The sequence below is a fragment of the Pseudomonas wadenswilerensis genome (assembly GCF_900497695.1).
Taxonomy (GTDB): domain Bacteria; phylum Pseudomonadota; class Gammaproteobacteria; order Pseudomonadales; family Pseudomonadaceae; genus Aquipseudomonas; species Aquipseudomonas wadenswilerensis.
The window spans coordinates 536,728-554,173 of the sequence record NZ_UIDD01000010.1 but is presented as its reverse complement, the minus strand read 5'-3'; the positions used below and the strand labels follow the sequence as shown (position 1 = coordinate 554,173).

At 63.5% G+C, this 17,446-nt stretch carries 21 protein-coding genes; 13 read left to right on the top strand and 8 right to left on the bottom strand.

Features of this window, described 5'->3' with window-relative positions:
* Positions 1–657: a DUF1266 domain-containing protein gene (locus CCOS864_RS21435; RefSeq protein WP_115088266.1), complete on the top strand. Its 657-nt coding sequence runs from the start codon at positions 1–3 to the stop codon at positions 655–657.
* 42 nt (positions 658–699) lie between these two features.
* Positions 700–1,596, top strand: a complete 897-nt coding sequence (locus CCOS864_RS21430) for a LysR substrate-binding domain-containing protein (RefSeq protein WP_115088265.1) — start codon at positions 700–702, stop codon at positions 1,594–1,596.
* Here CCOS864_RS21430 and CCOS864_RS21425 read toward each other — a convergent pair whose 3' ends face one another.
* The gene (locus CCOS864_RS21425) at positions 1,597–2,994 is read right to left on the bottom strand and encodes an amino acid permease (RefSeq protein WP_115088264.1); all 1,398 of its coding nucleotides are present in this window, start codon (positions 2,992–2,994) and stop codon (positions 1,597–1,599) included.
* 203 nt (positions 2,995–3,197) lie between these two features.
* Between CCOS864_RS21425 and CCOS864_RS21420 the strand changes: the two genes are divergently transcribed.
* The gene (locus CCOS864_RS21420; RefSeq protein WP_115088263.1) at positions 3,198–4,001 is read left to right on the top strand and encodes a phytanoyl-CoA dioxygenase family protein; all 804 of its coding nucleotides are present in this window, start codon (positions 3,198–3,200) and stop codon (positions 3,999–4,001) included.
* Positions 4,002–4,085: 84 nt separating this feature from the next.
* Here CCOS864_RS21420 and CCOS864_RS21415 read toward each other — a convergent pair whose 3' ends face one another.
* Positions 4,086–4,310: an HP1242/YdcH family protein gene (locus tag CCOS864_RS21415; protein WP_115088262.1), complete on the bottom strand. Its 225-nt coding sequence runs from the start codon at positions 4,308–4,310 to the stop codon at positions 4,086–4,088.
* Positions 4,311–4,430: 120 nt separating this feature from the next.
* Here CCOS864_RS21415 and CCOS864_RS21410 point away from each other — a divergent pair, with 120 nt between their 5' ends.
* From CCOS864_RS21410 to CCOS864_RS21390, 5 genes are all read left to right on the top strand, one after another.
* On the top strand, positions 4,431–4,796 hold the full coding sequence (locus CCOS864_RS21410; RefSeq protein WP_115088261.1) for a 5-carboxymethyl-2-hydroxymuconate Delta-isomerase: 366 nt from the start codon (positions 4,431–4,433) through the stop codon (positions 4,794–4,796).
* A 169-nt stretch (positions 4,797–4,965) separates the two neighbouring features.
* Complete coding sequence (locus CCOS864_RS21405) at positions 4,966–6,600, top strand: phosphoethanolamine transferase (protein WP_115088260.1); 1,635 nt, start codon at positions 4,966–4,968, stop codon at positions 6,598–6,600.
* Between the two features lie 99 nt (positions 6,601–6,699).
* A complete protein-coding gene (gene rnd / locus CCOS864_RS21400; protein WP_115088259.1) occupies positions 6,700–7,833 on the top strand; it encodes a ribonuclease D in 1,134 nt (377 codons plus the stop codon).
* Positions 7,830–8,123 (top strand): YcgL domain-containing protein, encoded by a 294-nt coding sequence (locus tag CCOS864_RS21395; protein WP_115088258.1) that lies wholly within the window; start codon positions 7,830–7,832, stop codon positions 8,121–8,123. Before rnd ends, CCOS864_RS21395 begins: the two co-directional genes overlap by 4 nt.
* Before the next feature lie 66 nt (positions 8,124–8,189).
* Entirely contained in the window at positions 8,190–9,122 is a 933-nt protein-coding gene (locus tag CCOS864_RS21390; RefSeq protein ID WP_115088511.1) for a D-2-hydroxyacid dehydrogenase, read from the top strand.
* Between the two features lie 90 nt (positions 9,123–9,212).
* Here CCOS864_RS21390 and CCOS864_RS21385 read toward each other — a convergent pair whose 3' ends face one another.
* The gene (locus CCOS864_RS21385; protein ID WP_115088257.1) at positions 9,213–9,806 is read right to left on the bottom strand and encodes a nitroreductase family protein; all 594 of its coding nucleotides are present in this window, start codon (positions 9,804–9,806) and stop codon (positions 9,213–9,215) included.
* Between the two features lie 148 nt (positions 9,807–9,954).
* Here CCOS864_RS21385 and CCOS864_RS21380 point away from each other — a divergent pair, with 148 nt between their 5' ends.
* Positions 9,955–10,404, top strand: coding sequence for a YcgN family cysteine cluster protein (locus tag CCOS864_RS21380; RefSeq protein WP_045193480.1), 450 nt, complete (start codon positions 9,955–9,957; stop codon positions 10,402–10,404).
* A 50-nt stretch (positions 10,405–10,454) separates the two neighbouring features.
* Positions 10,455–11,675, top strand: a complete 1,221-nt coding sequence (locus CCOS864_RS21375; protein ID WP_115088256.1) for a hypothetical protein — start codon at positions 10,455–10,457, stop codon at positions 11,673–11,675.
* Here CCOS864_RS21375 and CCOS864_RS21370 read toward each other — a convergent pair.
* From CCOS864_RS21370 to CCOS864_RS21360, 3 genes are all read right to left on the bottom strand, one after another.
* A complete protein-coding gene (locus CCOS864_RS21370; protein ID WP_115088255.1) occupies positions 11,672–12,037 on the bottom strand; it encodes a YgaP family membrane protein in 366 nt (121 codons plus the stop codon). The two genes, CCOS864_RS21375 and CCOS864_RS21370, sit on opposite strands and share 4 nt — an antisense overlap.
* Before the next feature lie 66 nt (positions 12,038–12,103).
* Positions 12,104–12,574, bottom strand: coding sequence for an RNA methyltransferase (locus CCOS864_RS21365; RefSeq protein ID WP_010223125.1), 471 nt, complete (start codon positions 12,572–12,574; stop codon positions 12,104–12,106).
* A 62-nt stretch (positions 12,575–12,636) separates the two neighbouring features.
* On the bottom strand, positions 12,637–13,008 hold the full coding sequence (locus CCOS864_RS21360; protein WP_038996595.1) for a YajD family HNH nuclease: 372 nt from the start codon (positions 13,006–13,008) through the stop codon (positions 12,637–12,639).
* Between the two features lie 126 nt (positions 13,009–13,134).
* On the opposite strand from CCOS864_RS21360, the gene CCOS864_RS21355 reads away from it, so the two are divergent.
* Positions 13,135–13,407, top strand: coding sequence for a hypothetical protein (locus tag CCOS864_RS21355; RefSeq protein ID WP_115088254.1), 273 nt, complete (start codon positions 13,135–13,137; stop codon positions 13,405–13,407).
* Here the strand turns inward: CCOS864_RS21355 and CCOS864_RS21350 are convergent.
* Positions 13,404–13,877 (bottom strand): cyclic nucleotide-binding domain-containing protein, encoded by a 474-nt coding sequence (locus tag CCOS864_RS21350; RefSeq protein ID WP_115088253.1) that lies wholly within the window; start codon positions 13,875–13,877, stop codon positions 13,404–13,406. The genes CCOS864_RS21355 and CCOS864_RS21350 overlap by 4 nt on opposite strands.
* 137 nt (positions 13,878–14,014) lie before the next feature.
* Positions 14,015–16,066, bottom strand: coding sequence for a S9 family peptidase (locus CCOS864_RS21345; protein WP_115088252.1), 2,052 nt, complete (start codon positions 16,064–16,066; stop codon positions 14,015–14,017).
* Between the two features lie 84 nt (positions 16,067–16,150).
* On the opposite strand from CCOS864_RS21345, the gene CCOS864_RS21340 reads away from it, so the two are divergent.
* On the top strand, positions 16,151–16,642 hold the full coding sequence (locus CCOS864_RS21340; RefSeq protein ID WP_095161860.1) for an MFS transporter: 492 nt from the start codon (positions 16,151–16,153) through the stop codon (positions 16,640–16,642).
* 21 nt (positions 16,643–16,663) lie between these two features.
* On the top strand, positions 16,664–17,440 hold the full coding sequence (locus tag CCOS864_RS21335; RefSeq protein ID WP_095161862.1) for a class II glutamine amidotransferase: 777 nt from the start codon (positions 16,664–16,666) through the stop codon (positions 17,438–17,440).
* Positions 17,441–17,446 lie beyond the last annotated feature (6 nt).

Sequence of the window (17,446 nt, the reverse complement as noted above, 5' to 3'; positions counted from 1 at the left end):
ATGTTTTTGCTTATCGCGGCTGTTATTTCAGCCTGGTTGTTGTGGCGTGCATTCCGCCCGCGCGGGGCCGCGCCGTTGTTCAGCCAACGCAAGCACTGGTCGCTGCTGTTGGCCAGGCCCATGGCCGATGCGATGGAAGTCGAGGGCTTTTACTCGCCAGCGTGCGACCACTTCACCGAACAGGCCCAGACGATCGTGCGGGCGGCGTTGCTGCACCAGGCCGGGATTCGCAGCAACTCCAATGACGAGGCGGTGCGTGCGCACTTCAGTGCTACCCTCGAACAGCAATGGTACAGCCTCGACCTGCAAGGGCTGACGGCCAGCGATGAGCCGCGTGCGGCCATGGCCTTTGCCTGTGCGCGGGTGGCGTTTCTGGTCCGTTGTGGGGTACTGATGCATTGGCTCGAGCCCGAGCTCGCCTGGCGCGTGCTGTTGCTCAACGCGCAGCGGGCGCAGGATTGTTTCGACAGTTGGGAAGATTTCGGCAAGGCCTATAAGCTGGGGCGCGAGCAGTGGGTCGCGGCGTTTCGCGTCGACTCGCTGGGCGAAGTGTTCAACGAGCAGCATCTGCACCAGTTGCTGACGCCCGGCAGCGGCGCCTGGGCCGATATACCCTGGCGTACGCCAGCGGCGTTGAGCCCGGCCCTGGCGGGATAACGGCGCAGCGGTTGGTTCAAGCATCCCGGAGGGGGCATAGCGATGATCGGCTTCACTTTCCGCCAGCTGGAGTATTTCGTCGCTGCCGCCGAGCAGGGCAGTGTCAGCGCTGCAGCGCGAACCAAGCACATTTCCCAGCCGTCGGTGTCCCTGGCGCTGTCGCAGCTGGAGGCGAGCCTGGGCGAAAAGCTCTTTCATCGCCAGGTCAGCCGTGGCCTGGAACTGACCCCGGCGGGGCGCAAATTGCTCGAGCAGGCGCGCGATATGCTCAACCTGGCCACGGCAATCGGCGGCAAGGGCGAGCAGCAACAGGTGGTGCGCGGCGCCTTGAGCCTGATCTGCTTCCAGGACCTGGGGCCGTATTACGCGCCACGCCTGCTGAGCGGCTTTCGCCGGCGCCATCCGGAAGTCACCATCACCCTGTTCGAGGCCGATCTTGCCGAGGTCAATCGGCGCCTGGCCGATGGCAAGGTGGAGCTGGCGCTGACCTATGACGTGGGGCTCGATTCGCCGATCGAAAAACGCGTGCTGGCGCAGCTGACGCCTTACGCCTTGCTGCCGGCGGACCACCCCCTGGCGTTGCAGGAGCGGGTGTCGCTGGTGGACCTGGCCAATGAATGCCTGATCCTTGAAGACATCGCCAGGACCCGCGAGTATTTCCTGTCGCTGTTCTGGGCCCACGACCTGCAACCGGCAAGCCTGCAACTGACCCAGACCTTCGAGATGCAGCGCGGGCTGGTCGCCCATGGCTATGGCGTGGCCTTGTCCTGCACCCGGCCGGTGGCCGATTGCAGCTATGACGGCCAACCCCTGGCCTGCCGGCCGCTGCTGGAAGCGGTCAGCCCGCAGCCGGTGGTGCTGGCCCAGTCCAGCGCCATGCGCCCCTCTCCGGCGGCGCAGGCCTTCCTCGACTGGGCCAGCGAGCAGTTTCCGGCCTGATCAGCGGCTGGCCGGATCTGCCAGCGTTGCCAGCGGCTGGCGGGCGACGAACAGCCAGTAGCCCAGCGACAGCAAGGCCAGCCAGCCGATGCCCACGTACAGGGCCATGCGCGTGTCCGGGAACCAGGCCAGCACGCCGAAGATGAACAGCATGAACACCACCGCACAGGCCGGGCCGACTGGCCAGAGCGGTACCGGGAAGTGCAGCCTGGCCACCTCGTCGGCGCTCATGCCGCGGCGCATGACGATTTGCGACAGGAGGATCATCAGCCACACCCAGACGATCGAGAAGGTCACCACGGCGGCGAGGATCAGGAACAGGTTGTCCGGGGCCAGGTAATTGAGCACCACCCCCAGCAGCAAGGCGACGGCCATCACCACCACGGTCATCCACGGCACGCCGAAGCGCGACAGCAGGGCGAAGCTGGCGGGTGCCTGGCCGTTGTGGGCCATGCCGTACATCATCCGCCCGGCGCTGAAAATGTCACTGTTGATCGCCGACACCGCTGCCGAGATCACCACGATGTTCAGCAGCGTGGCTGCCGAACCGATCCCCAGGCCGCTGAAGATCTGCACGAAGGGACTGCCTTCGCTGCCGATCTTCGACCAGGGATAGATCGACATCAGCACGAACAGGGTGAACACATAAAACAGCAGGATGCGCAGCGGCACCGAGTTGATCGCCCGTGGAATCACCCGTTGCGGATCCTTGGCTTCGCCGGCGGTGATGCCGATCATCTCGACGCCGCCAAAGGCGAACATCACCACGGTGAACGAGGCGATCATGCCGCCCACGCCATTGGGGAAGAAACCGCCATGGCTCCACAGGTTGCTCACCGCTGCCAGGGGCTCGCCGCTGCCGCCCAACTGGATGCCGAACATCAGCACGGCCGCGCCAGCGAGGATCATCGAGACGATGGCGGTGACTTTCAGCAGCGACAACCAGAACTCCAGTTCACCAAACACCCTGACGCTGCACAGATTGAGGGCGCCAATGAAGAAGACGATGCCCAGCACCCAGATCCAGCGCGGCGTGTCGGGGAACCAGAAACTCATGTAGACGCCGAAGGCAGTGACATCTGCCAGGCACACCACCAGCATCGAGAAGGCGTAGCTCCAGCCTGTGAGAAAGCCGGCAAAGCGCCCCAGGTACTGGCTGGCGTATTGACCGAACGAGCCGGACACCGGGTTGCGCACGGCCATCTCGCCGAGGGCGCGCATCATCATGTAGATCGCCGCGCCACCGATCAGGTAAGCGAGCAACACAGAAGGGCCGGCCAGTTTGATGGCGGCTGCGGAGCCATAGAAAAGCCCGGTGCCGATGGCAGAACCGAGCGCCATGAAGCGAATGTGGCGGGTACTCAGACCGCGCCGCATGGCGGTGCTGTTTTCGTTCATCCCAGGTAACTCCTCGTTGTTCTTATTCTTGGATAGCAAGGCGCCGTAGGACACAGGCAGGGCCATTAACCGGCCAAAGGTGGCGGGCTGACAACCGGCGCGCCATACAGATTGCCTATAGTGGCGCATAGGTAATCTGTGGTTTACCGGCCGCGCGGGGCCGCCCAATACTTTTGTTCATTACAACAAGAGAGGTGGCCCCGATGAATGCCGATATCGAACAGTTCCAGCGTGACGGTGCAGTGGTGTTGCGTGGCGTGTTCCGTGACTGGATCGAACCCCTGCGCGAAGGTTTTGAACAGAACCTGGCCGCGCCCAGCGCCTTTGCCATCGAGAACGTCGGCAGTGGCGAAGGCGGGCGCTTCTTCGAGGATTACTGCAACTGGCAACGCATCCCGGCGTTCAAGGCGTTCGTGCTCAATTCGCCGGCGGCGGCGATTGCCGGAGCGCTGATGCAGTCACGGCAAGTGCAGGTGTTTCATGAACATATCCTGGTCAAGGAGCCGGGCACCTCCAAGCCCACGCCCTGGCACCAGGACCTGCCGTACTACTGCGTCGACGGCCTGCAAACCGCCAGCTACTGGATACCGCTGGACCCGGTCAGCCGTCACAACACCTTGAGCGTGGTGCTCGGCTCCCATCGCTGGCCCAAGCCGGTGCGGCCCAAAAGCTGGGCCAGCAACAAGGATTTCTATGGCGCCAGCGATGCAGGTTCCGGGGAAAGCCTGTTCATGGACATGCCGGATGTGGAGAACGGCGAGTACCAGATCCTCTCGCCGGAGCTGGAACCGGGGGACGCGGTGGTGTTCGATTTTCGTACCGTGCATGGTGCAGCCGGCAACATCGGCAGCAATCGCCGCCGGGCCTTCTCGACCCGCTTCATGGGTGATGATGTGCGCTATATCCAGCGCCCTGGGCGGACCTCGCCGCCGTTTCCAGGGATTGACCTGAAGACCGGCGATCGCATGCGCGAGGACTGGTTTCCGGTGGTGTGGGCGCGGCCATAAGGGCTGCCCGTAGGAGCGAGCTTGCCTCGCGATGCGATGGGGCAGGTAGATCGCGATCGCGGGGCAAGCCCGCTCCTACAGGGTTTACTTCAGATGGGCGACGATCTCGTCCTTGATCTTCAGGCGTTCCTTGCGCAGCCGGGTGACCGTGTCATCGGCGGCGCTTTTGTTCTCGGCATCGACGACTTCGGCGTCTTTGCTGTTGTAGTCTTCATGCAGCTGACTCAGCCGCGGGTCGTGTTGTTTCTTCTCGATGAACTGTTCCTTGGTCAGATTCAAGTCTGCGAGCAAATCGTGCTTGACCGGCATTTCTTCACCTCTCCGGGGTTTGTGGGGTGGAAGTCATGAACTTAGAGGATAGTCGTCTTTGCCGGGTTTCGGGGCTGGGGTAGTCTGTTGCAACATTTGCCCACCCCAGGACTCCGTGCAATGCCTCATCTTCATGTGGAATACAGCGACAACCTGAAAAACCTTGAGGTCGACCGCCTGTTGCTGCGTCTCAACAATGCCCTGGTGGGCAGCGGCCAGTTCGCCGAAGAGCTGGACATCAAGAGCCGCGCCGTGGCCCTGGCCGGTTTTCGGGTGGGTGTTGCCCCTGCGGAACGCGCGTTCGCCCACATCAAGCTGGCAATCCTCAGCGGTCGCTCCGCCGAGATCAAACGCCAACTGTCGGCCAGCCTGCTGGAGGTGCTCAAGGAGGCCGTTCCGAGCACGCCGGGGCTGGACATCCAGCTGTGCGTCGAGGTGATCGATATCGATCGCGATTCTTATTCAAAAGTGCATCTGCCAGCGTAAATAATCGTCTGGCTGAACACAGGCTGAACACGTCTTTTAAATAGACGCCAGCCGACTATTTGTTGGCGTCTTTTTCACAAAAAATTGATGACTCGCTACTTAAAGTTCGGGCAGTTTCCAGGTGGTGCCGCAAGGGCACTGTTCCCGCCGTTCAAATAAGCGAATCGTCATGTTCAAGGTCAAACCCCTGCGGGCCGAATGGGTCACGTTGATTGCCAGCCTGTACCTGTTGATCGGCTTCAACTCATTGTTGTGGCAACACCTGGCGTCGGTACTTGCGAGCGATGCGCACGGCCTGTTATTGCGTGTGGCCTTTGGCGTGATGATCCTGTGTGCGTTCAACCTGGTATTGACCCTGCTGGCCTTCCGGATGCTGCTCAAACCGCTGCTGATCACCCTGTTCATGGTCAGTGCCGGGGTGGCTTATTTCATGAGCCAGTACGGCGTAATGATTGATGTCGGCATGCTGCGCAATGCCATGGAGACCAATGCCACGGAAGTGCGTGACCTGCTCTCGATTAAACTTTTTTTATATATCGCTGTGTTAGGTGTTTTGCCGTCTATATTGTTGTACAAGGCACCGGTTTTATACCGAAACTGGGCCCGCGAGTTGTTCGGCAAGTTACTCGCCAGTGTCGCCTGTATTGTGGTGTTGGGCACTGTTGCGCTGATTAATTACCAGGGCCTGGCTTCGCTGTTTCGCAATCACCATGAAATCCGCCTGATGTTGGTGCCGAGCAATTTTGTCGGTGCCTCCCTGGGCTATGTCGGCGAGCGGGTCGGCAGCGCCGCCACGCCGTTTCGCGCCATCGGCGAGGACGCCAAGCTCGACGTCGCCTGGCAGCAACGTTCGCGCAAGTCGCTGACCGTGCTGGTGGTCGGCGAGAGCGCCCGCGCGCCGAACTTCGGGGTGCTCGGCTACGGGCGCGATACCACCCCACAGTTGAGCAAGGAAAAGGGCCTGATCGCCTTCACCGATGTGCACTCCTGTGGCACCGAAACCGCCGTGTCGGTGCCGTGCATGTTCTCTGGCTTCACCCGCAAGGATTACGACGCCAGCACCGCCAAAAACCAGGAAGGCCTGCTCGATGTGCTGCAGCGGGCCGGGCTCGCGGTGCGTTGGCGCGACAATCAGTCCGGCTGCAAGGGCACTTGCGACCGGGTGGTGTTCGAGAATGTCAGCAACCTCAAGGACCCGGCACTGTGCGCCGATGACGAGTGCCGCGACGAAATCCTCCTCAAGGGCCTGGACAGCTTCATCGACAGCCTGCAACAGGACACCGTGCTGGTGCTGCACCAGATGGGCAGCCATGGGCCGGACTACTACAAGCGTTACCCGAAAGAATACGAGCGCTTCACCCCGGTGTGCCGCAGCAATGCCCTGAACCAGTGCAGCCAGGACAGCATCGTCAATGCCTACGACAACACCCTGGTGTACACCGACCATGTCCTGGCCGCGCTGATCGACCTCCTGCGCAGCAAGCAGGACAAGGTCGACACCGCCATGCTGTACCTGTCCGACCATGGCGAATCGCTCGGTGAGTACAACCTGTACCTGCACGGCACGCCTTACATGCTGGCACCGGAACAGCAAAAGCACGTGCCGCTGCTGGCGTGGTTTTCCGACAGCTACAAAGCCAGCTTCGGCGTCGATAGCGACTGCCTGCAGAAGGTCCGCAACGAGCCGCTGAGCCAGGACAACCTGTTTCATTCCATGCTCGGCCTGCTGCAGGTGCACACCAACCTGTACAAGCCCGAACTGGACCTGTTTGCCAGCTGCCGGCCGATGTTGGCCAGGCACTGATCACCGATGCGGTAGCGGCGGCAGGGATAGCGGTCGAGTGGTTTCCCGACGATGGCCTGCGCCGTATATACTGCGCGCCATTGTTTGTGGGAGAGCCTTGTGGCCATCGATATTCACTGGATTTGCGACGATCGCAGCCTGGCAGAGCACTGCCTGCAGTGGCGCACGCTGCCCTTCGTGGCACTCGACACCGAGTTCATGCGGGTCGATACCTTCTATCCGAAAGCCGGTTTGATCCAGGTCGGTGACGGGGCACGGGCCTACCTGATCGATCCGCTGCGCATAGGCGACTGGCAGCCGCTGGCCGGCCTGCTTGAAGATCCGCAGGTGATCAAGGTCCTGCATGCCTGCAGCGAAGACCTCGAAGTGCTGTCACGCCTGACCGGCAGCTTGCCGGCGCCATTGTTCGACACCCAGCTGGCCGCCGGCTACCTCAACCTGGGCTTCTCCATGGGCTATTCGCGCCTGGTCCAGGAGGTGCTCGGCATCGACCTGCCCAAGGGTGAAACCCGCTCCGACTGGCTGCAACGCCCGCTGTCGGAAACCCAGGTCAGCTACGCCGCCGAAGACGCCGTGCACCTGGCCGAACTGTACGAGCGCCTGCGCCCGCAGTTGTCGGATGACAAGAATGCCTGGGTGCTCGAAGACGGTGCCGAACTGGTTGCCCAGTTGCGCCGCGAGATCGACCCGTATGAGCTGTACCGCGATGCCAAGCTGGCCTGGAAGCTGTCGCGCGCGCAACTGGCGGTACTGCGCGAGCTGTGCGCCTGGCGTGAACGCGAAGCCCGCGCCCGCGACCTGCCGCGTAACCGCATCGTTCGCGAAAACGCCTTGTGGCCGATGGCCCGCACCCAGCCGGATTCGCTGTCGGCGCTGGCCAAGATCGAAGACATGCACCCGCGTACCATCCGTCAGGATGGCGAGTTCCTGCTCGGCCTGATCAAGCAGGCTGCCAGCCTGCCGCCATCTGAATGGCCGCCGGCGGTGCCCGAGCCGCTGCCGATCGAAGCGTCGGCGCTGCTCAAGCAGCTGCGCGCCATCGGCCAGGCCGAGGCCGAGCGCCTGAACATCGCCCCGGAGCTGATGCTGCGCAAGAAAACCCTGGAACTGCTGCTCAAGAGTGGCTACCCCAACGGACCCTATCAACTCCCCGAGTCGCTGCGCGGCTGGCGCCGTGAGCGCATGGGGCAGGCGCTGCTCGATTGCCTGGCGGGCGCCGGAGACCAGTCATGAAACGTATCTGCTCGATCTACAAGAGCCCGCGCAAGAACGAAATGTACCTGTACGTGCTCAAGGCCGACGGCCTGGAGCGCGTGCCCGAAGGCCTGCTGCCGTTCTTCGGCAAACCGGTGCATGCCTTCGACCTGGTGCTGACCCCGGAGCGCCAGCTGGCCCGCGAGGATATCGCCAAGGTCCTGGAAAACCTCGAACAGCAGGGCTATCACCTGCAGATGCCACCGGCCGAGGACGAGTACATCGAGCACTTGCCCGAAGAGCTGCTGCGTCGCAACGACCCGGTCTGACCGCCCTTTCGCTGTAGTGCCGCCCTCCGCTGGCGGCCTTTGCCGTTATCCAAGGTTGTTATGAACATGCGTGTTTTGATCGCTGAACAGGATCATGCCCTCTACGCTCGCCTGTTGCGCGAGGCGGCACCGGACCTGGAAGTCCTGAACAGTGGTGACTCGGCCGAATTGGCACGGCTGGCCGCTGACAGCCCGGTGTGGCTGGGCCAGCCGGACCTGTTGGCAACCTTGTTGCGCCAGGGCCATCAGCCGCAGTGGCTGCAATCGACCTGGGCCGGGATTACGCCGCTGCTGGCTGACGGCCTGCAGCGTGACTACCGCCTGACCCGGGCGGTGGGCATCTTTGGCCAGGTCATGGCCGAGTACGTGCTCACCTACATGCTCGGCCACGAGCGCGAGGTGCTGGCGCGCCTGGTCAGCCAGGTCGAGCGCAAGTGGGATGAGCGTCCGGGGCGCAGCCTGGAAGGGCGGCGGGTGCTGATCGTCGGGACCGGCGATATCGGTCAACGGGTGGCGGAGTTTCTGCTGCCGTTTGGCGTGCAGCTGTACGGTATCGCCAGCCAGCCGCGCGAGCAGGCGCCGTTTATCGAAGTGGCCGGTCTTGAGGACCTGGGGCGTTTGGTCGGCCAGGTCGATTATGTGATCAACCTGCTGCCCGACACCCCGGCGACCCATGACCTGTATGACGCCGCGCTGTTCCAGCGCTTCAACCCCGAGGCCTTGTTCATCAATGCCGGGCGCGGCGTGGCGGTGGTCGATGGCGACCTGGTCGAGGCTTTGAAGAAAGGCCATCTGGCAGGTGCGGTGATCGATGTCTGTCGGCAGGAGCCGCTGCCGCAACGTCATCCGTTCTGGACTGCCTGGGGCTTGCTGCTGACCGGGCACAGCTCGGCACCGACCTCGCCGACGGCGATGGTGCGCTTGTTTGTCGAGAATCTGCGGGCGTATCAGGCGGGTGAAGGGTTGCGTGGGGAAGTGGACTTTCAGCGCGGCTACTAACAGTAACGCCGGCCCCCACAGGTTTGAAGGCACCGTTGACCCTGTGGGAGCTGGCCTTGCCAGCGATGGGCTGCAAGACAGCCCGAAAAATCAAAGGCTGAAATCACCCTCAGCCGCCAACTCGCTCAACGGCCGACGCGGGCTCGGTACTTCCCGCGCCTGCAGGCCTTCAGCAAGGGTCGACTTGTCGCCCAGCTTGCCGATCGCCACTGCCGCGTGCAGGGCGTAGCCTTCGGGAATCTTCAGCTCCTTGCGGGTCAGTTCCTGATCGAAACCGGCCATGCCGTGGGTGTGCCAGCCGCTCAGGCTCGCCTGCAACGCCAGGTGGCCCCAGGCCGAGCCGGTGTCGAAGGTGTGCCACAGGGCCGGAGTTTCTTCACTTGCACCCGGTGCAGTGAAGCTGGTCTTGGAAATGATGATCACCAGCGCCGACGCATGCTGGGCCCAGCTGCGGTTGAACTCGTTGAGCAAACCGAGGAAGCGTTCCCAGTTCGGCGTGTCGCGGCGGGCATAGAGAAAGCGCCAAGGCTGCGAGTTGTAGGCCGAAGGTGCCCAGCGGGCAGCCTCAAGGAAGCTCAGCAGGGTGGCCTGGTCGATCGGCTCGCCGGTGAAGGCGCGCGGTGACCAGCGCTGGATGAACTGTTCGTTGATGGCGTGATCGGCAACGCGAGGATTTGCACTCATCTTGAGTTCCTGAGAGTTGGGGTGGTGACCGCTGGTCAAACTACTGTGTCGCATCAGCGCTGACAAGCGGTCTGGCAATGGCCGGTGACAGGCCCTAGACTGGCGCCGCCGCGCCGCCGCGCACGAATTGAAACAGGACACCCGTTACATGACTGCCAACGCCAATCCATTCTGGATGCGTAAAACCCTCGAGCAACTCGACCCGCAGGAGTGGGAGTCGCTGTGTGACGGCTGTGGCCTGTGCTGCCTGCAAAAGCTTGAAGATGAAGACGACAACAGCGTCTATTACACGCGAATCGCCTGCAAGTTGCTGGACCTCAAGACCTGCCAGTGCAGCGATTATCCGCAGCGGATGCAGATCGTACCGGACTGCATTCAGCTGACCCCAGGCAAGGCCGACCAGTTCAAATGGCTGCCGACCACCTGCGGTTACCGCCTGGTCAGCGAGGGCAAGGACCTGCCCGACTGGCACCACCTGGTTTGCGGTGACCGCGAACAGGTGCACAAGCAGCGGATTTCACAATCCGGGCGCATGCTCAGCGAAGACAGCGTCGATGAAGACGACTGGGAAGACTATCTGATTTTCCGCGCCGGTTGAGCCGCCCAGGCTTGTCGGGTATCGCGTTTGGGGGAACAAGGAGTTTCTGTATGCGTGTGCATTGCCATTGGTGGCTGGTGTTGGGCCTGCTGGCCAGTTCGCCGGCCTGGGCGAAAAAAGTCGATCTGGATTACCACGTGCGCTTGCTGCCGCAAAGCGAGCAGGCCGAGGTGCGCCTTACCCTGGCCGATGGGGCGACAGTGCGCAGCCTGGACTTCGACCTGGGCAAGGACGGCGCCTACAGCGATTTTCAGGCCGATGGCCAATGGCAGGTGCAGGGCGATGATCAGCGCGGCCATTGGCAACCGGCGCCAGGCAAGAGCCAGCTGACCTATAAGGTGCGCCTGAGCCAGCGGCTCAAGGGCGGCGCCTATGAAACCCGCATGACCCCGGACTGGGCGCTGTTTCGTGGTGACGATCTGGTGCCCCCGGCCCGCCTGGACCAGCACGACGGCACCGAACTGGTGGCGCGCCTGAGCTTCGAGCTGCCCAAGGGCTGGAAAAGTGTCGAGACCCCGTGGCCGCGCATTGGCAAGAACCGCTTTCGCATCGACAACGTCTCGCGCCTGTTCGACCGCCCGACCGGCTGGATGCTCGCCGGAACCATCGGCACCCGCCGCGCGCGCCTGGGCGAAACCGAAGTCAGCGTTGCCGCGCCGCAAGGGCAGGCCATGCGGCGCCTGGACAACCTGACCTTGCTGACCTTCGTCTGGCCGCAGTTGCAGGCGGTGTTCCCGCGCAACCCGCCCAAGCTGCTGCTGGTTGGCGCCCGGGACGAGCTGTGGCGTGGCGTCCGGGCCGGGCACAACTCCATATACCTGCACAGCAGTCGCCCGCTGGTCGCCGAGAACGGCTCAAGCCCGGTGCTGCGCGAACTGGTGCATGTGTTCGCGCAGATCAACGACCGCCAGGACAGCGACTGGATCGGTGAAAGCCTGGCCGAGTATTACGCCAGCGAACTGCTGCGCCGCGCCGGAGGCATGACCGAGGAGCGCTATCAGGCCCAGCAGGCGAGCCTTGAGCGCAGTGGCAAGAAGGTCAGCAGTTTGCGCGGCGAGCAGGTCGACAGCGCGGTGATCGCCCGTGGCGTGCTGCTGTTGCGGGCGCTGGACCAGGAAATCCGCCTGCACACCCATAACCAGCGCTCGCTGGATGATGTCACCCGGGCGATGATGCGCCTGAACAGCGTCAGCACCGAGGAGTTCATCCAGCTCAGCGAAAGCGTGCTGGGTAGATCTTCCGAGGTGCTGCAGAGCAAGCTGCTGCGTTAAGGCTTGGGGTCTTTCAGGGCATCGTTGCCGGTCACCGTGGTACCGCGGGTGGCGGCTTCGGCGTTGGCCTTGAGTGCTTGCAGCTCGGCGCCGCTGCGTTCGATTTTGGCGCGGATGTTATCGAGATCGCTACGGCCGCGCTCGATCAGGCTTTTCACCGAGCTGTGGCCGGTGATGCCACGGGCCAGGGCAACTCCGCCGATGGCCACCTGAATCAAACCAAACACGCCGCCGCGGCGCAGGCCCTTGCCGACCATGATCACCCCGGTGGCGACGGAACCTGCGCGCTCCCAGCCGTGGACGTTATGTTCGCTGGCCATATGCGCTGAATTGGCCGGGATAAGCCTCTGTTTCTCGGACATGGTCATTCTCCAGTAGGGACGATGGTCTACAGCAGACCGCCGGGCAAGCCGGCCTGTTCATTCGACTTACTTGAATTTCGGCCCGGAGCGGGTGTTCAGGCCTTTGGCCAGGCGGTCGTAGAGCACCACGTTGACGGTGGCGGCAAGGTTCATGCAGCCGTTGGTCGGGATGTAGATGGTCTCTTCGCACCAGGCGCGCACGCTCGGGTCGAGGGAGCCGTCTTCAGGGCCGAAGATGTAGATTGCGCGGTCCGGGTGGGTGTATTCGGGCAGTGGCCGGGCGCCGTCGACCAGTTCCACCGCCACCGGCGTGCAGCCCAGGGGGATGATCTTCTGCAGGTCGTCGATGCCGATCAGCGGGATGTCGTAGTGCACACGCTTGGTGTCGGTGACGAAGTCGCGGGCGCGCTCATAGCGCTTGCCGGTGTAGAACACCGAGTTGACGCCGTAGCAACCCGCAGCGCGCATCACCGAACCGACGTTCTCTGCTGACTTGGGGTTGAACAGACCAATGCAGCTGTACCGTTTGTTCGCCACGTGCCGGGGCCCTTCGCAAAAAAGACGCGATTATACGGGCTTGCCGGCAACTGTGGGCGGCTTCAGTCCTTCTTCAGCATGCCTGCCAGGGCCGCGAACGGATTGTGGGTGGCCTTGGCGATGCTCGGGCTGCTGGTCGAGCCTTCGCTGAAGTACTGCTGGTCGGTATAGCGCGAGTGCTCGTTGTCGTGACAGTACAGGCACAGCAGTTCCCAGTTGGAGCCGTCCTGGGGGTTGTTGTCGTGGTTGTGGTCACGGTGGTGCACGGTCAGCTCGCTCAGGCGCTTGCCGGCGAACTCGCGGGCGCAGCGGCCACACACGTGCGGGTACATGCGCAGGGCCTTGTCACGGTAGCCCATTTCCTTGTCGCGCTTGGCGTCGGCGAGGATGCGGTCTAGCCGTGCGGTGGCGGCGGCAGAGGATGACGAACTCATGGGATTACCTTTTCTCGGGCTTGTTACGGTTATGCCTTGAAGTTTAGCCCGATGGCGGGCAATTCGGACAGGCAAACCGTGCGCCGTGGGAGTAGCCTGTAGGCAGGACCCTCAAGGAGCCTGTGCATGCGTTACTCGATCATTGCCGTACTGATCTGTGCCAGCCTGCAACCTGCCGTGGCTGCCGACGTACAGCCTCGGCTGATCACGCCGGTGCCGGGTGCGCCGGGCACGGCGACGCCAACGCCGTATCCGCAGGTGACGCCGAGCACTATTCCCCGGGCGGGTGACAGCCGGCCGGGGGCACCCTTGCTACCGCCGATGCCGGTGCCCAATCCGCCCAAGGACCAGCCACTGCCCGGTCTGAACCCGGACAACAGCAAGGGCAAGGGCAACTAGACCTGCTGTGCCAGGCGCTGACCGTCCTGCATGCGCAGGCGCCGGGACAGGGCCACGGCCAGGGCGCGGATGATCTTGGCGGCGATCTTCGGGGCGTCGTTGAGCATCTTTTCCAGCGAGTCCTTGCCCAGGTTGAGCAACTGGCAGTCGCTGGCGGCAATGCAGCTGGCCGAGCGCCGTTCACCGTCGAGCACGGCCATTTCACCGAAGGCGCGGCCCTTGCGCAGGGTGGCGATTTCGACCTGGCGCTGCTCGGCATCGGTCTTGCGCACCGAAACCACGCCGTGGTGGATGATGCACATGAAGGTGCCGGCGTCGCCTTCGCGAAAGATTTCCGTGCCTTCGCTCATGCTGCTGATGCTGAAATAACCGGCGGCGGCCTGGAAGTCGCCAGGCAGCAACGGGTCGAACAGGCCGCAATCCATGAGCATGTCGCGGATTTCGTTGTTGAGGTGGGTGGGTTCAGGCATTGGCGTCGTTCTTTTAGATTTATGGTGTCTGTTCTGGGGCTGCTGCGCAGCCCATCGCTGGCAAGGCCAGCTCCCACAGGATTTGTGGAAGCCGGCGTTGCCGGCGATTTGGTGGATCAGACAACAAATTTTCCGATTTACACCACGCCCAGCACGTTAAATACGAACGCGTACTCCAGCGCCAAATCGCGCAGCCCCTGGTAACGCCCGCTCATGCCGCCGTGGCCGGCGCCCATTTCGGTCTTGAGCAGCAGCGGGTTGTCGTCGCTCTTGGTCACCCGCAAGCGTGCCACCCACTTCGCCGCTTCCCAATACTGCACGCGGCTGTCGTTGTAACCGGCAATCACCAGCAGGGCAGGGTAGGCCTGGGCACGGACGTTTTCATACGGCGCGTAGGCCTTGATCCGCTCGTACACTTCGGGTTCTTCAGGGTTGCCCCATTCGTCGTACTCGGTGACGGTCAGCGGTAGTTCGGGGTCGAGCATGGTGTTGAGCACGTCGACGAACGGCACTTCGGCAATCGCTGCCTTGAACAGCTCGGGGCGCTGGTTGAGTACCGCGCCGATCAGCAGGCCACCGGCACTGCCGCCGCTGATCGCCAGTTGCTCGGCGCGGGTCACGCCCTGGGCGATCAGGTGCTCGGCACAGGCGATGAAGTCGCCGAAGGTGTTGTGCTTGTGCTCCTGCTTGCCGGCGCGGTACCAGGCTTCACCCAGCTCGCCGCCGCCACGCACGTGGGCGATGGCAAAGGCCACGCCGCGTTCGAGCAGGCTCAGGCGGGCGTGGGAAAACCACGGGTCGAGGCTTTCGCCGTAGGCGCCGTAACCGTACAGGTACAGCGGCACCGGCTTGCCAACGTCGGTGCGGCGCTGCACCAGGCTGATCGGCACCTGGGTGCCATCGGCGGCGGTGGCCCACAGGCGCTGGCTGACGTAGGCATCCGGGTCGAACGGGCCGAGCACCGGGGTTTCCTTGAGCACCTGCTGGGCGCCGTTGGCCAGCTCCAGCTGGCGCACCTGGGGCGGGCGGTTGAGCGACTGGTAACGCAGGCGGATACGCGGGCTGACGAACTCCAGGCTGTCTTGCACGTACAGGCTGTAGGCGGCATCCGGCAGCTCCACGCGGTAGGCCGGCAAGCCCTGCGGGTGCACCTCGATGATCGGCAGGCCGCCTTCGCGCAGGCTCAGGCTCAGGGCGCTGGCGTTGAGGGTCAGGCCCTCGAGCATCACCGTGTCGCGATGGGCCACCAACAGTTGCCATTGCTCGCGGGTGGGCACTACGTCGGCAACAGCCTGGTACAGGGCGAAGTTGATGCCGTCCTGGTTGCTGCGGATAAACCAGCGCCACTGGCCTTCGAGCTGGCCGTGGTCAGGGTAGTACTCGTGACCCTCGACCCGGGGCGCCAGGCAGGTAAAGGCCTGCTCGGGGTGTTCGGCATCGAGCACCCAGGCTTCGCTGGTGGTCTTGCTGTTGAGCAGCAGGATCAGCTGGCGCTCGGAGCTGGCGCGATAGCAGTGCAGGAAGAAGCGGCCATCGGTTTCTTCATGGACCGCGTCGACCACGCCGCTGCCCAGGCGGTGGCGCAGCAGTTTATGCGGACGGTGGGTGTCGTCCAGTTCGGCGAAGAACAGCGTCTGGTTGTCGTTGGCCCAGGTCATGCTGCCGTCGCAGTCCTCGAACGGCAGCTGCTCGATGGCGCCGTCGGCCAGCTCCTTGACGTACAGGGTGTAGATCTCGTCGCCCGTGGTGTCCAGGCTGTAGGCCAGGCGCTGGTGGTCGGGGCTGATGCTGAATGCGCCCAGCGACAAAAAGCCACCCTTGGCCAACTCATTAGGGTCGAGCAGCAGCTCTTCGCGGCTTTCATCAACCGTGTTGGAATCATCGGCCGGGCGCGGGCAGCGGTAATGGCGGGCGTATTCGTCACCGGCCGTGGTGCGCGTGTAGTACAGGTACGGGCCCCAGGGCGAGGGCAGCGACAGGTCGGTTTCGAGGATGCGCGCCTTGATCTCTTCGAACAGTTGTTCGCGCAGCGGCGCCTGATCGGCCAGCTGTGCCTCCTGATAAGCGTTCTCGGCGGTCAGGTAAGCCAGCACCTCAGGGGTATCGCGCTGCTGCAGCCAGGCATAGGGATCGGCACCTTCGGCCTTGCGGGCAATCGGGGCACGGGGAGCGGTGGCGTCTGCGGACATGCGGGGTTCTCTTGGCTGGGGGGCGCCTGCGCGCGGAAAAGTGTTTATCATAAGCATCTATTTGCCTAGCTTGCCACGGACACCATGACCGAGAACGACTATCTGCTCGCCTGGGGCCTCTACGCCCTTGCCGCCTTGGGATGCCTGTTGGTGGGCTTTCGCCTGACCTCATGGATGTGGCGCTGGCTGCGTGAGCCGCTGCGGGTGCTGATGGCGGTACTGCTGTTGACCCCGACCATCGTCGACCCGGTCAAGGAAAAATTCGCCCCGGCCATCGCCATCGCCGCCCTCGATACCTTGTTCAAGGTCGGCAACAACGCCCTGCGCGCCGCTGCTGACCTGGCCATGTACGGCATGCTCGCGTTCACCCTGTATGCGCTGTTCGTGCTCATCCGCTGGCCGCTTGAGCGGCGCGCCAAGGCCCGCCGCGAGCAGGCCGAAGCGGCCGCCCAGCGTGATGCCGACGAGCCTGTGAGCGATGAGCCGTTCGCCGCCGACCGCAGCGACCGCTACCGTAACCCGCCACCTGCAGCGCCGCTGGGCGGCAGTGGCACGCGGGTCGAGCCGCGTCTGTAGGATTGCCCGGAGCAGCCAAGCATGTGTGAACTACTGGGCATGAGTGCCAATGTGCCGACCGACATCGTTTTCAGCTTCACCGGGCTGATGCAGCGCGGCGGGCGCACCGGCCCGCACCGTGACGGCTGGGGCATCGCCTTCTACGAGGGCCGTGGCCTGCGCCTGTTCCAGGACCCGGCTGCCAGTTGCGAGTCGGAAGTCGCCAACCTGGTGCAGCGCTACCCGATCAAGAGCGAAGTCGTGATCGGCCACATTCGCCAGGCCAATGTCGGCAAGGTCTGCCTGTCCAACACCCATCCGTTCGTGCGCGAGCTGTGGGGCCGCAACTGGTGCTTTGCGCACAATGGTCAGCTCGGTGAGTTCAAGGGGCAGGCGACCTTTTACCGGCCGATTGGCGACACCGACAGCGAAGCGGCGTTCTGCGACCTGCTCAACCGCGTGCGCGAAGCCTTCCCCGAGCCGGTTGAGGTCGAGCAGTTGCTGCCGGTGCTGGTCGAGGCCTGTGCCGAATACCGTGGCAAGGGCGTGTTCAACTGCCTGTTCAGCGATGGCGACTGGCTGTTCTGCTTCTGCTCGACCAAGCTGGTGCACATCACCCGACGTGCGCCGTTCGGCCCGGCACGGCTGAAGGACGTCGACGTGATCGTCGACTTCCAGGCCGAAACCACCCCTAACGATGTGGTCACGGTGATCGCCACCGAGGCCCTCACCGAGAACGAAACCTGGCACCGCTACGAGCCTGGCCAGTGGGCCCTGTGGCGCCGTGGCGAATGCATCGCCGAAGGTCAGGCCAGCTAAGGATCA

Bases quoted from the DNA above. Each gene is read 5' to 3' on its own strand.
- CCOS864_RS21435 (WP_115088266.1), top strand. From the start codon at position 1: ATGTTTTTGCTTATCGCGGCTGTTATTTCAGCCTGGTTGTTGTGGCGT.
- CCOS864_RS21430 (WP_115088265.1), top strand. From the start codon at position 700: ATGATCGGCTTCACTTTCCGCCAGCTGGAGTATTTCGTCGCTGCCGCC.
- CCOS864_RS21425 (WP_115088264.1), bottom strand. From the start codon at position 2,994: ATGAACGAAAACAGCACCGCCATGCGGCGCGGTCTGAGTACCCGCCAC.
- CCOS864_RS21420 (WP_115088263.1), top strand. From the start codon at position 3,198: ATGAATGCCGATATCGAACAGTTCCAGCGTGACGGTGCAGTGGTGTTG.
- CCOS864_RS21415 (WP_115088262.1), bottom strand. From the start codon at position 4,310: ATGCCGGTCAAGCACGATTTGCTCGCAGACTTGAATCTGACCAAGGAA.
- CCOS864_RS21410 (WP_115088261.1), top strand. From the start codon at position 4,431: ATGCCTCATCTTCATGTGGAATACAGCGACAACCTGAAAAACCTTGAG.
- CCOS864_RS21405 (WP_115088260.1), top strand. From the start codon at position 4,966: ATGTTCAAGGTCAAACCCCTGCGGGCCGAATGGGTCACGTTGATTGCC.
- CCOS864_RS21395 (WP_115088258.1), top strand. From the start codon at position 7,830: ATGAAACGTATCTGCTCGATCTACAAGAGCCCGCGCAAGAACGAAATG.
- CCOS864_RS21390 (WP_115088511.1), top strand. From the start codon at position 8,190: ATGCGTGTTTTGATCGCTGAACAGGATCATGCCCTCTACGCTCGCCTG.
- CCOS864_RS21385 (WP_115088257.1), bottom strand. From the start codon at position 9,806: ATGAGTGCAAATCCTCGCGTTGCCGATCACGCCATCAACGAACAGTTC.
- CCOS864_RS21380 (WP_045193480.1), top strand. From the start codon at position 9,955: ATGACTGCCAACGCCAATCCATTCTGGATGCGTAAAACCCTCGAGCAA.
- CCOS864_RS21375 (WP_115088256.1), top strand. From the start codon at position 10,455: ATGCGTGTGCATTGCCATTGGTGGCTGGTGTTGGGCCTGCTGGCCAGT.
- CCOS864_RS21370 (WP_115088255.1), bottom strand. From the start codon at position 12,037: ATGTCCGAGAAACAGAGGCTTATCCCGGCCAATTCAGCGCATATGGCC.
- CCOS864_RS21360 (WP_038996595.1), bottom strand. From the start codon at position 13,008: ATGAGTTCGTCATCCTCTGCCGCCGCCACCGCACGGCTAGACCGCATC.
- CCOS864_RS21355 (WP_115088254.1), top strand. From the start codon at position 13,135: ATGCGTTACTCGATCATTGCCGTACTGATCTGTGCCAGCCTGCAACCT.
- CCOS864_RS21350 (WP_115088253.1), bottom strand. From the start codon at position 13,877: ATGCCTGAACCCACCCACCTCAACAACGAAATCCGCGACATGCTCATG.
- CCOS864_RS21345 (WP_115088252.1), bottom strand. From the start codon at position 16,066: ATGTCCGCAGACGCCACCGCTCCCCGTGCCCCGATTGCCCGCAAGGCC.
- CCOS864_RS21340 (WP_095161860.1), top strand. From the start codon at position 16,151: ATGACCGAGAACGACTATCTGCTCGCCTGGGGCCTCTACGCCCTTGCC.
- CCOS864_RS21335 (WP_095161862.1), top strand. From the start codon at position 16,664: ATGTGTGAACTACTGGGCATGAGTGCCAATGTGCCGACCGACATCGTT.